This window comes from Vibrio satsumensis (assembly GCF_050337435.1).
GTDB classification, from domain to species: Bacteria; Pseudomonadota; Gammaproteobacteria; order Enterobacterales; family Vibrionaceae; genus Vibrio; species Vibrio satsumensis.
Window position 1 is genome coordinate 120,948 of record NZ_JAKJSX010000009.1, and the last position, 12,429, is coordinate 133,376.

Consider the following 12,429-nt stretch of genomic DNA (forward strand, 5'->3'; position numbering starts at 1 on the left):
TCCGTAGGTAAATTTGTGTTATATTTTTCGGTCTTATACGTATTCAAAAATACGATCTGACTATAGAGGGAAAATGGCTCTATGAGCGATCTAGCGAAAGAGATCACGCCCGTAAATATTGAAGATGAGCTTAGAGGTTCATACCTAGACTACGCGATGTCCGTCATCGTTGGTCGTGCCCTTCCAGATGTGCGTGATGGCCTAAAACCAGTACACCGCCGCGTTTTGTTCGCGATGAATGTACTAGGTAATGATTGGAACAAACCATATAAAAAGTCTGCTCGTGTAGTAGGCGATGTAATCGGTAAATATCACCCGCATGGTGATAGCGCTGTATACGATACAATTGTTCGTATGGCTCAACCGTTCTCGCTGCGTTACATGCTAGTTGATGGCCAAGGTAACTTTGGTTCTATCGATGGCGACTCCGCGGCTGCAATGCGTTATACCGAAGTTCGTATGGCGAAAATTGCGCACGAGCTACTGGCTGACCTTGATAAGGAAACTGTGGATTACGTACCGAACTACGATGGTACAGAACAAATTCCAGCAGTACTTCCTACAAAAATTCCTAACCTATTGGTAAACGGTGCTTCTGGTATCGCAGTAGGTATGGCTACCAACATTCCACCACATAACCTTGGTGAAGTTGTTGATGGCTGTTTGGCTTACATCAATAATGAAGAGATCACTATTGATGAGCTAATGGACTACATTCCTGGTCCTGACTTCCCAACAGCAGCACTTATCAGTGGTCGTAAAGGCATCGTTGATGCTTATAAGACTGGCCGCGGTAAGGTTTACATGCGTTCAAAAGCGGATATCGAAGTAGAGAAGAATGGTAAAGAAACCATTATCGTTACTGAGATCCCTTACCAAGTAAACAAAGCTCGTTTGATCGAGAAGATTGCTGAACTGGTTAAAGATAAGAAAGTAGAAGGCATCAGTGCACTGCGTGACGAATCTGATAAAGATGGTATGCGTATTGTTATTGAATGTAAGCGTGATGCAGTAGGCGAAGTGGTTCTAAACAACCTATACGCTCAAACTCAACTGCAAACGACTTTCGGTATCAACATGGTTGCGTTGAATAACGGTCAACCACAGTTGTTCAACATCAAAGACATGCTTAAGTGCTTCGTAGACCACCGTCGCGAAGTTGTTACACGTCGTACTATCTTCGAACTGAAGAAAGCGCGCGATCGTGCACACATCCTTGAAGCGTTGTCTCTAGCTCTTGCTAACATCGACGAAATCATTGAGCTTATCCGTAACGCTCCAACACCAGCTGAAGCAAAAGCTGGCCTAGTTGCACGCGGTTGGGATCTTGGTAACGTTGCTTCAATGCTTGAGCGCGCTGGTACTGATGCAGCTCGTCCTGATTGGTTGGAAGACCAATACGGTATCCGTGATGGCCAATATTTCCTAACGGAAACGCAAGCACAAGCTATTCTAGAACTTCGTCTTCACCGCCTAACAGGCCTTGAGCATGAGAAGATTCTAGACGAGTACAAAGCACTTCTAGAAGAAATCGCTGAGCTAATGCACATTCTTGCAAGCACTGAGCGTTTGATGGAAGTTATCCGTGAAGAACTTGAAGCGGTACGTGAAATCTATGGCGACGAGCGTCGTACAGAAATCACAGCGGCAGTTCATGACATCGACATGGAAGAGCTGATTGCTCAAGAAGACGTTGTAGTAACGCTTTCTAACGCAGGTTACGTTAAGTACCAAATCCTAAGCGACTACGAATCTCAACGTCGTGGTGGTAAAGGTAAGAGTGCAACTAAGATGAAAGATGAGGATTACATTGAGCGTCTGCTTGTTGCTAATACTCACGATAACATCCTATGTTTCTCTACTCGTGGTAAGACATACCGTCTGAAAGTTTACCAACTACCATTAGCAAGTCGTACTGCTCGTGGTAAGCCTATCGTTAACATTCTTCCTCTAGAAGAAGGTGAACGTATTACGGCTATCCTGCCTGTTTCTGAATTCTCTAACGAGAAATTCATCTTCATGGCTACGGGTGACGGTACAGTTAAGAAGACATCACTGGATCAATTCGCAAACGTACGTGCTAACGGCCTAATCGCAGTTAACCTACGTGACGACGATTCACTGATTGGCGTTGATATCACTAACGGTGATAGCGACATCATGCTGTTCTCTAAATCGGGCAAAGTTGTTCGCTTTAACGAGGACAAAGTACGTGCAATGGGCCGTACTGCCTCTGGTGTTCGTGGTATGAAGCTTCCAGAAGACGATCAAGTGGTTTCACTGATTGTTCCTTCTAACGAAGGCGATATTCTAACTGTGACTCAAAACGGTTACGGTAAACGTACTGAGCTAGCAGAATACCCAACGAAAGGCCGTGCAACGCAAGGTGTAGTATCTATCAAAGTCTCTGAACGTAATGGCCCAGTTGTTGGTGCTGTTCAAGTTGAAGAAGGCGATGAGATGATGATGATCACCGACGCAGGTACACTAGTACGTACTCGCGTAGCGGAAGTAAGCCAAGTTGGTCGTAACACTCAAGGTGTAACACTGATTCGTACTGCTGATGACGAGAATGTTGTAGGTCTACAACGTATCGACGAAGTAGAAGAAGCTGAGATTGTAGAAGGCGAAGCTGAAGAAGCAAATGCTGAAACTATCAACACTGAAGTTTCTGAATCAAGTGAAGAGCAAGCATCAGATGCTTCTGACTCTGAAAGTGATAACGAGCAAGATACTGAGTAATCTCGATTACGTTAAGTAATTAAGCTTACCATTGAAAAAACCGAGCCTAAGTGCTCGGTTTTTTATTGTCTGCTCGTTTATTCTGATCGCGTAAATCCTAATAGCTAAGTCTCGATCAATATTGCCTGACTGGGAAAGTGGTAAACTTAAAGGGTTGATAAAGGAGTGTGGAATGGACATCTGGTTGTTGGTTGCGTTAGTACTAATGGGCCTGTTTTTGATCGTGGTCGTTATTGCCGCGAGCAACAATGGCAGTCATCTAAAAGGCAATGTGGTGATTTCCCTTACTGCAGTGGCTCTGAGTGTGCTTGTTTGGTCTCAACTGAAACAGGAGACACCTCAACTTCCTTTAGATGAGAGCAATAGTTACACGGCAACAGATTTCGAAGGTGAGCTTCAACAAAGCCTCAAACAAGACCCGAATCAATCTGACTTGTGGTTTAAGCTTGGTGGTGTGTATATGCAGAAAGGGGAGTTTGATGCAGCGTATACTTGTTATGACTACGCGATTCGATTAGATCCTCAAGCACCATCGGGCCTTTATGCTGCCAAAGCAACCGCACTTTACTATCTTAGCTCCCAAGCGATGAGCGATGACGTGAATGCGTTGTTGGATCACTCAATACAGCTTGATCCCAACGATCGTACGGCATTGATGCTGATTGCGACCGATCACTTCATCAGCATGCGCTATCAACAAGCGATTGATGCCTGGACTCAAATCCTCGATTCCAATCAAAAAGGGATTGATCGTGTTTCGATTATTCATTCGATCAACCAAGCCAAACAGATGATCCGCTAGGCTTGGTTAATAGGCTGTTCTTCCTGATTAGCTTTTGAAGCTATTTGTCTTTGAAGCGATTTGCTTTTGAAACGACTTACCTTTGAAGCGATTAGCCTCTAAAGCCATTAATCTCTCAAGTTATTGGCTTTCTTGCATTTCGATTAACCCACCAGCGTTATGGATTTGAGTAAACCCTTGAGCTCGTAAGAATTGATAGGCTTGTCCTGAACGGTTACCACTGCGGCAATACAAAACGATCGGTTGGTCTTTATCTATCTTAGCGAAGTGAGTAGCGACTTCAGAAAGAGGGTAGTTGATGGCGTTGTCCAGATGCTCCTGTTTGAACTCTGCAGGTGTTCTGACATCAACCAATAATGCGCCTTTCTCTATTAATTCCCACCCTGTCTCAGCACGCTCAGAGGCGTGAACACCTGAACTGAGTAGTGCGATACATAATGCTGAAAGTGAAAGTAAGGTCTTCATTGTTTATTCCTTGAATTGGCGAGTGGATCGGGGAGGAGATATGGATGTGTATTGCCCCAAAATCTAAAAAAACCAGCCACACAATATTAGTGTGACTGGTTTTTACGTAATGGTCTAATTGAAGAAACTAGTATTCGTAGTTGGCTTCACGTTTTTCAGCTTGCTCTTCCCACTTAGGAACAACCGTGTCTAAGAAGTGTTGTTTCTCAGCATTCATCTTATCCATGTCCATTCCAAGCGCTTTTTGAGCCGCTTCTTTTGTCGAGATGTCTGGAATCTCGATTGGATCAGTGATGCCTTTCTTCGCCAGTAGACGAACAATCTTGGTACGAGCATCTGCTGCGCGGTCAACGGCAGTACCTAGCACTTCTAGAGCGATTTCAGGTGCATGCATATGAACGCCGTGAGACGCAATGGCGTAGTCCCAACGCCATTGAGCGTGACGGATATCCAGTAGGATAGGCTCCATCTCTTGCTCTGTCGCACCTGCTTCCCATGCCGCGCCGGCTTCAAAGTGAGCGGCAACGATTTGTTTCTCAGCGGTCAGCTTCATGTTTAGCACTTGCGCTTTACGGCTTGAAACGATGTTACGCATAGTTTCTTTAGACTGAGTATGACAGTTTGCACACGTATCTTCGAAGCGGTCGAATGGGTTACCCACTTTATGGTCGGTATAAACGGTGCCGTCTTCTTTGGTCACTTTCGGCATATGACAATCAACACAAGCCACTTTGTTTTTGCCGTGAATACCTTCACGCCATGTTTCATAGCCAGGGTGCTGTGCTTTTAGCATTGGAGCTTTAGATACTTTGTGCGTCCAATCTTTAAAGCCAATGTCATCGTAATACTCTTCCATTTGTTCAACACGAGTCCCTTTATCCCAAGGGAACTTCACGCCTTTTGTTGGCCCTGTGAAGTAGTATTCCACGTGACATTGAGCACAAACGGAAGCTTGTTGATCTAAACGACCTTGGTCTTCAAACTTTTTACCAATCGCTTCGAACGCACGTTCTACATAAGGACGAGTCACTTTCAGCGCAGGCTCACCGTTTTTAAAGCCTTCACTTTGTGTGTCATGACAGTCGGCACAGCCAATAGGGTTAGTGATTTCACTACCAAGACGCGCCCATTTACCTTCGAAGTAACCATCTTCGCCACGCTCTTCGATAACACGTGCTACATCAGGGCTCTTACAGCTCCAACATGCCATTGGCATTGGACCAGAGTTTTCGTCAGTTGGGCCACCTGTACGAAGTGTTTGTCGTACATCATCAAGGGCATAAAAGTGCCCACGGGCTTTGTTGTAATCTTTTGCAAACCCATAGCCAGCCCATAGGATGACCATATTTGGATCTTCTTTTAGTGCATCTTCAATGGCTTCGCTTTCTGAAGTCTGTCTCCATGAATGATATTGATCTGGGTGGTTTTGCTCGAACTGGTCGTTACGAGGATCGCCAATTTCTTTTTGTTCAGACGCAGCAAAACTGGTCGCGCTTGCTAGTGATGCGCTAACCATTAATAGTGCTGTGACCGAATTACGTATCCAATGCTTTTTCACAGTGATATCTCCAATATACTGATTTTTATACCAAGCGTTGTGAGTTTGCTATTCAAATTAAGAACTGGAGAATTCCTGTTTATATTAATTCATAAACAAACACATTTTGTTACGTGTTGAGTATTGCTTGTTTTAGATCAATTAATGGTAGTGATTTCAATCACGTTGAAGTTTATATAACCCTAAAGTGGTATTGGTGGTTACATTTTTTAGAGATTAATTGAGAATTATTATCATATATAACAAGCAATTACCTGAATTGGCTATGATATAAATAGGGTGATTGTCTTCACAGATTAACCCATTCAAATTTCGTATTACCCAATTAGAGGTATATTCTAACTGTAGAAAGCGTTGTGGCTTATCCAAAATAAGAATTGATATCATTTAAACGATAATAATATCGTTTAAGGGTACTTTTGTTTAACCGGAATATTATTTAGTTGAGAGTTAAATAATGCCGGTATAAGGAAAGGATAAAATGGGCAATATTAAATTGGCCATAGTCATAATGCTTAAATCCCTTCTAGCATTCTGCCTCTATGGTTATTCCATTCATGCTGTTGCTGAGCCTGCTGTTACGCCAGTAGGAGAGTCAACAAGACATGAAGTCGAATTAATACGTGACAAAGACTACAAGTGTGTTCAATGCCATAAAGATTCAAAAGAAACGGTATTGGGTTCACATGGTGAAAGTGCACACGCTTTACTTGGTCGTGAAGTAAATTGTACCGACTGTCATAGTTCTATTAGCCCCGATCACCGTGAAGGTGCGCCTGAAGTGGTGAAGTATCGCGCGGCTCAATCACAACCGGGAACCGAAAAGGTATTCCTAGACCCTAGCTTAATTTTAGATGCCAATAGCCAATGTATAGATTGTCACAAACCGGATGATCTGCGCGAAGCGAGTTGGACCCACGATGTTCACGCGCAAAACTTAACGTGTTCAAACTGCCATGATGTTCATGCGACTGAAGCAAAGGTGTTGGGCTTAGATAAAAAGCAAACCATCAAGCTGTGTGTGGATTGCCATTCAGACTTCAACCAGAAGAAAGAAGAGGAGTAATCTATGAGCTGCTCAAGAAGAAACTTTTTAGCAGGCGCTGGTGCCGTTATCTTCACCACTGGTGTTGCAGGAACGGCGGCAGTAACAAGTCGTAAAACATTGGCTAATGTTCAAGAAGATGGTGCCAAGCGTTATGGAATGATTCATGACGAGACCGCTTGTATTGGTTGTACTGCTTGTACAGAAGCGTGCCGCGAAGTGAACAAAGTACCTGAAGGTGTATCACGCTTAGAAATTATTAAGAGCGAGCCTCAAGGCGAATATCCGAATGTTGATTACCGTTTTACTCGTAACTCTTGCCAACATTGTGATAACGCGCCTTGCGTGATGGTATGCCCAACAGGCGCGGCCTATAAAGATGAAAAAACTGGCATTGTTGATGTGCATAAAGAGAAGTGTGTCGGTTGTGGTTACTGTTTGTTAGCGTGCCCGTATCAAGTGCGTTTCTTCCACCCAGAGAACAAATCGGCTGATAAATGTAACTTCTGTCGTGATACCAATCTTGCACAAGGGAAGTTGCCTGCTTGTGTCGAATCTTGCCCGACCAAGGCACTAGTATTTGGCGATCTAAATGACCCTAAGAGTGAGATAAACCAGGTGCTTAAATCTGAGGTGGTTTACAGGGATAAAGCTTATCTAGGCACTCAGCCAAAACTCTACAAAGTGCCACACCAAAAAGGGGAGATTTGATTATGAGTGCATGGGACACAGCTTTTCAGTCTGGTACCGTGGTATGGGACTGGATTATAGCTATCTATCTATTTCTCGCGGGGATGTCGGCAGGTGCCGTAATGATCTCCATTTACCTAAAACGTAAGGTCATTGAAGGTGATCCTGCTCATAATGGTGTGCTAAAGGCCACGGCTTTTCTTGCGCCATTTGGGATCATTTCAGGTCTGTTGATCTTGGTCTTCCACCTGACAAAACCGTTATCATTTTGGAAGATCATGATCTTCTATAATCCAACGTCTGTGATGTCGATGGGTGTGATTTTATTTCAAGTATATATGGTGATCTTGTTCCTTTGGATAGGCATTATCTTTCGAGATCAAATAGTCACATTCTTAAACGACCAAGCATGGTTAAAAGGGCGACTCGATTTCGTAGGTAACTGGATTGGCAAGTTAGAAGTGTTTGAAAATGCTTTGGAAATCTTCTTAGCTGTTCTTGCTCTGATGCTTGCCGCTTATACCGGATTCTTGTTGTCAGCTTTGAATACCTTCCCACTATTGAATAACCCAGTGTTGCCGATTTTGTTCTTATTCTCGAGCTTATCTTCAGGAGCGGCGGCGTGTATTTTATTTGGTGTGTTGGTCTTTAAAGAATCACCTCATAGCCCGAGTATTTCATGGATTCACGGATTCGAACGTCCGGTCGTGATGTTTGAGTTGTTTGTTCTTATTACTTTCTTTACTGGGCTTATCTTCGCTGGTGGTCAAAGTGAGCAAGCAGTATGGAACGCAATTGGCAGTGGTTTCTGGGCGAGTTGGTTCTGGTACGGCGTCATCGGTGTCGGCATGGTTTTACCGTTGTTGCTCAATGCAGTGACACCAACCTCAATCCGCCATAGCTCGGTGTATATTTTTTCTGTGACTTCGCTAAGCCTAATGGGTGTATTAATGCTGCGAACTTTTGTCCTTTATGCAGGGCAGTTAACGATAGCTTAATTTCGCGCAAGTTTATTAGTGAGCAGATGTCGGATAATAAACATCTGCTTATTAATGAACATGTTTTTAGTAAACATGAGATGCGTGTTCAGATCGGCTCTGCTCTAGCGGAGCCTTATTGAGGTGATATGGTCGGTTCTTTGGGGCTGTTTAGTTTAGTGTTGGTTGCTGTACTCAGTAGCATTATTGGTGTGCATTCGTTTTATCAAATGCTAAACAAACGGACGCAAAATATAAGTTTAATCCGCAGTTTCTCTCTTTCAAGTGCATTGCTTTCTCTCACTTCTGTCGCATTGCTTGGCTATGCTTTTGTCAGTGATGACTTCTCTATTCTCTATGTCGCTGAGCATTCAAATACTCAATTACCCTCATTTTTTAAGCTCGCAGCCGTATGGGCTGGCCATGAAGGTTCCTTGTTATTTTGGGTGCTGACGATCAGCGTCTGGTCTGGCGTGATCGCCTTACAAAAACACTATTCGAATGAATATCAAAGCCGTGTGTTGTGGGTAATGAATCTACTGCTCGCGATATTTGCTTGGTTCACCTTATTCGCATCAAACCCATTTGAAATGAATTCGATTTTGCCGCTAGAAGGGCGTGACCTTAACCCAATGCTGCAAGATGTCGGTCTGATTTTTCACCCTCCATTACTTTATCTTGGCTATGTCGGCTTTTCTGTGGTGTTGGCGTTTGCCGTTGCAGCCTTACTGGTAGATCCAATTGAGTTTGATTGGGTTGCCCATTGTCGCAGTTGGTGTTTGGTTGCTTGGATCTTTTTAACCGCAGGGATCATTCTTGGTTCGTGGTGGGCTTATTACGAATTAGGTTGGGGCGGCTGGTGGTTCTGGGATCCTGTTGAAAATGCCAGCTTGTTGCCGTGGCTTACTTCGACCGCTTTGCTGCACAGCCTAGGCGTTGCAAAGGGCAAACAGCAACTACTGAAATGGTCTCTCAGTCTTGCTTTTATTACGTTTTGTTTGAGTATCTTAGGCACCTTTATTGTTCGTTCTGGCGTACTTACATCGGTACACGCTTTTGCTGTTGACCCAACCAAAGGTATCGCACTGCTGCTTATATTGGTTTTGGTACTGGTGAGCTCATTTTCTCTGCTTATCGTTAGAGGGGAGTCTTTTGAATCAAGCCCTATTACCAGCTTCGCCAGTAAGAGCTTTTTGAGTTTAGTCGCGGTACTCATTTTTGTTCTCGCAACAGCCGTGGTCGTTTTCGGCACATTTTATCCAATGGTATTTGAACTGCTTGGACTGGGTAACATATCGGTAGGTGCGCCTTACTTTAATCTATTGATTGCACCTTTGGCGTTGCTTGCGTTGGCCGTCGTAGGCTTAGCCCCTTTGTTGAGTATTAAGCCTCAAGCGTCGAAAGGCGTTATTATGTTGATAGCTCTAGCATCTATTTGTCTCGGGTCCGCCTGTTACGTTTTGCAAGTAGACAAGATTCAAGTGATGGCTCTGATGACATGGTCACTCGCATTTTGGGTTTTACTTACTCACGTTTATGGCTTGGCAGTAACGCACAGTTCCAAGTTCCAACGCAAAGTCTGGGTGATGACCTTTGCCCATGTCGGGGTTGCGGTATTAGCGGTAGGTGCTGCCATGAATAGCTACCACTCGTCTGAGCGCAGTTATAAGTTAAGCCCAGGAGCGGAAGTCGAGTTCATGGATTGGACGCTTGCTCATCGTGATACTGAGCTGTATGTCGCTTCAAATTTTACCGCAGAGAAGGCGATACTCAACCTAGAGTCTGGCGAGCTGAGCTTTCCTATTTCGCCGGAAAGAAGACACTACCAAGTTCGAGTCATGAACATGAGTGAGCCCGCAATGAAGTGGTTCTGGCATGGCGATGTTTATATCACCATGGGAGAGAAAGTAGACTCAACAGGCTATGCATTCCGTGTTCAGTACAAGGCGTATGCACGATGGATTTGGTTTGGTGGGTTGCTCTCCATTCTCGGCGCTTTACTCTCATTAACTCATCGTAAAAAGAAAACCGTTAAGGCGTCACAGTATGCATACCAGCGTTCGTAACAAGCTCATCACGTTAATTGTCTTGGCATTAGTGATGGTGTTGGGGTTTGCCTTTGCACTCAATAATAAGCAGCAATCCACGACTGTGTCGGAGCAGAAGAGGGCATTTCCAGAATTCGTGTCTACTGCGTTAGCCAATAGCGAAGGCATCAGTAGCAAACAGAAAATTACGTTGACTGATGTTACTCAGCATCCTTATCAACTAGTAAATGTATGGGCGTCGTGGTGCGGTATCTGCAAAACCGAACATGCTTTTTTGCTCAAACTTCATGACAAAGGCATTCCAATTGTTGGGCTCAATTATCGAGATAACTCTGCGGCAGCAATTAATGTGCTATCGAACGACGGCAATCCGTATTCAACGGTGATCAGTGATCCTCAAGGTAAGCTAGCGTTAGAGTTGGGCGTAATTGGCACCCCTGAAACGTATCTGGTCGACGCTGATGGCCAAATCATTAAGAAGTTACTGGGCGTGGTCAATGAACCTGTATGGCAAGAAGAACTTGCGATGTATTTTGATGGTGTGAATCTATGGTGAAGTCTTTAATACAAACACTCGTTATGCTGTCTACGCTTATGTTTGTTAGTTTTCCGACTTTGGCGGAAGACTTGTTTACAGCCAGTAATAAGGATACGAGTATTCAAGTTGAACTCTTTGAGTTTGAAAACCCAGAACAGCAGCAGCGCGCTATTACATTGGCAAAAACGCTACGTTGTCCGCAATGCCAGAACCAAAATCTGGTTGAGTCGAACTCTCCGATAGCAAAAGACTTGCGCCTCGTTGTATTCAATATGGTGAAAGCAGGTCAGAGTAATAATGAAATTACTCAATATATGACAGAAAGGTTCGGTGAATTTGTGCTCTATAAACCGGCAATGAGTGTTTCAAACTTATTACTTTGGCTACTTCCGAGCCTATTATTTCTCTTATTTATATATTTATCAGTAAAAAGTGTTAGAAAGCGCTCATAAAAATTATGTATTACTGTTTACCAATTGACCTGTATTTTGTAACATTAAAGGATTATAAAGGCTAAGCACTGTTATATAAGGATGTATCTGTGGATAACGTAATCTCAAATTTAAAGAAAGAGTTCCATACTCATGTCCGTTCTGACAAATGGGCAGAAAAATACAGTGCGAAATCGAGCATTTCTACGCTCACTCAAGAAGAGTTAGCTGAATTAGAAAACGCTTGGGTTCAACTTGTCATCTGGAAGCAAACTCAAGTAAGTTGAACGTTCTGTAAAAAGTGTAGTCTTAGCCGCAACTGATTAATTTATAACCCCATGTTGGTCATCCCAATGTGGGGTTTTTTGTTACCTGAAAAATTATTGTTATAATATAACAATTTGTGCGTAGTCGACCTTGAAAAAAATTGTTAACAGCCTCATAGTGTCTATCATTAGATAGTTAGCTACAAAATATTGCCTAGACATATAATGTAGTGTCGTTAAACACATCGAATTTTCAAGTGAGTATAGCTATGGCGGAAGTGCGTGCCAGAATAGATTTCAAAGTAGGGGTAACAAGCAGTATTGATGCTGAACTTCTGTCTTTTCATGGATTGAAAACAGACAAAGAGCATGTTGCTGTGATATTTAAATCAGCAGATAAGACACAAGACATACCTCTAGTTCGTATGCACTCTGAGTGCCTTACTGGAGATGTTTTCCATTCTTCTCGCTGTGACTGTGGCGAGCAACTAGACGAAACCATTAGAATTATGGGTGAGACGGGCGGCGTGATTCTTTACTTACGCCAAGAAGGCCGTGGTATTGGTTTATACAACAAAATCGATGCATACCGTCTGCAAAGCGAAGGTATGAACACTTACGAAGCCAACAACCACTTAGGCTTTGGTGATGACTTACGTGATTTTACTGAAGCAGCGGAAATGTTACGCGCTTTAGGTACCACAAAAATCCGTTTGGTGACCAACAATCCTAAGAAAATCAATGAACTTAAATCTTTTGGTATTGAGATTGAAGAAGTGGTGAACACCTCTGCTCATATCAAATCGGGTAATGAAAGCTATCTGAAGGCGAAAGTTTCACACGGTAAGCATAACCTAGATATCTGAT

The 12,429-nt window shown here is 43.4% G+C and carries 12 protein-coding genes; 10 read left to right on the forward strand and 2 right to left on the reverse strand.

Annotated features, from left to right (window positions below):
- The first annotated feature begins 81 nt into the window (after nt 1-81).
- Together gyrA and L4C44_RS13095 are read left to right on the forward strand one after the other, a co-directional pair.
- The gene (gyrA, locus tag L4C44_RS13090; RefSeq protein ID WP_060982425.1) at nt 82-2,742 is read left to right on the forward strand and encodes a DNA topoisomerase (ATP-hydrolyzing) subunit A; all 2,661 of its coding nucleotides are present in this window, start codon (nt 82-84) and stop codon (nt 2,740-2,742) included.
- Nucleotides 2,743-2,914: 172 nt separating this feature from the next.
- Nucleotides 2,915-3,544 carry a TPR domain-containing protein gene (locus L4C44_RS13095; RefSeq protein ID WP_428805189.1) on the forward strand — a complete coding sequence of 210 codons (630 nt, stop codon included), beginning with the start codon at nt 2,915-2,917 and terminating at the stop codon, nt 3,542-3,544.
- A 120-nt stretch (nt 3,545-3,664) separates the two neighbouring features.
- Here the strand turns inward: L4C44_RS13095 and L4C44_RS13100 are convergent, their stop codons facing one another.
- Nucleotides 3,665-4,009 carry a rhodanese-like domain-containing protein gene (locus tag L4C44_RS13100; RefSeq protein ID WP_146489870.1) on the reverse strand — a complete coding sequence of 115 codons (345 nt, stop codon included), beginning with the start codon at nt 4,007-4,009 and terminating at the stop codon, nt 3,665-3,667.
- 127 nt (nt 4,010-4,136) lie between these two features.
- Complete coding sequence (gene nrfA / locus L4C44_RS13105) at nt 4,137-5,567, reverse strand: ammonia-forming nitrite reductase cytochrome c552 subunit (RefSeq protein ID WP_179946910.1); 1,431 nt, start codon at nt 5,565-5,567, stop codon at nt 4,137-4,139.
- A 481-nt stretch (nt 5,568-6,048) separates the two neighbouring features.
- On the opposite strand from nrfA, the gene nrfB reads away from it, so the two are divergent.
- From nrfB to L4C44_RS13145, 8 genes are all read left to right on the forward strand, one after another.
- Nucleotides 6,049-6,633, forward strand: a complete 585-nt coding sequence (gene nrfB, locus L4C44_RS13110) for a cytochrome c nitrite reductase pentaheme subunit (RefSeq protein WP_017101427.1) — start codon at nt 6,049-6,051, stop codon at nt 6,631-6,633.
- A 3-nt stretch (nt 6,634-6,636) separates the two neighbouring features.
- Nucleotides 6,637-7,323, forward strand: a complete 687-nt coding sequence (gene nrfC, locus L4C44_RS13115) for a cytochrome c nitrite reductase Fe-S protein (RefSeq protein ID WP_060982429.1) — start codon at nt 6,637-6,639, stop codon at nt 7,321-7,323.
- 2 nt (nt 7,324-7,325) lie between these two features.
- Nucleotides 7,326-8,300, forward strand: coding sequence for a cytochrome c nitrite reductase subunit NrfD (gene nrfD / locus L4C44_RS13120; RefSeq protein ID WP_061018352.1), 975 nt, complete (start codon nt 7,326-7,328; stop codon nt 8,298-8,300).
- A 128-nt stretch (nt 8,301-8,428) separates the two neighbouring features.
- On the forward strand, nt 8,429-10,345 hold the full coding sequence (locus L4C44_RS13125; protein ID WP_428805190.1) for a heme lyase CcmF/NrfE family subunit: 1,917 nt from the start codon (nt 8,429-8,431) through the stop codon (nt 10,343-10,345).
- Nucleotides 10,326-10,883, forward strand: coding sequence for a DsbE family thiol:disulfide interchange protein (locus tag L4C44_RS13130; RefSeq protein WP_428805191.1), 558 nt, complete (start codon nt 10,326-10,328; stop codon nt 10,881-10,883). The genes L4C44_RS13125 and L4C44_RS13130 overlap by 20 nt, the downstream gene beginning before the upstream one ends.
- Nucleotides 10,877-11,317, forward strand: coding sequence for a heme lyase NrfEFG subunit NrfF (gene nrfF, locus L4C44_RS13135; RefSeq protein WP_146489875.1), 441 nt, complete (start codon nt 10,877-10,879; stop codon nt 11,315-11,317). Before L4C44_RS13130 ends, nrfF begins: the two co-directional genes overlap by 7 nt.
- Before the next feature lie 89 nt (nt 11,318-11,406).
- Nucleotides 11,407-11,583 (forward strand): hypothetical protein, encoded by a 177-nt coding sequence (locus L4C44_RS13140; RefSeq protein ID WP_060982434.1) that lies wholly within the window; start codon nt 11,407-11,409, stop codon nt 11,581-11,583.
- Nucleotides 11,584-11,831: 248 nt separating this feature from the next.
- A complete protein-coding gene (locus tag L4C44_RS13145; RefSeq protein WP_009848836.1) occupies nt 11,832-12,428 on the forward strand; it encodes a GTP cyclohydrolase II in 597 nt (198 codons plus the stop codon).
- Nucleotide 12,429 lies beyond the last annotated feature (1 nt).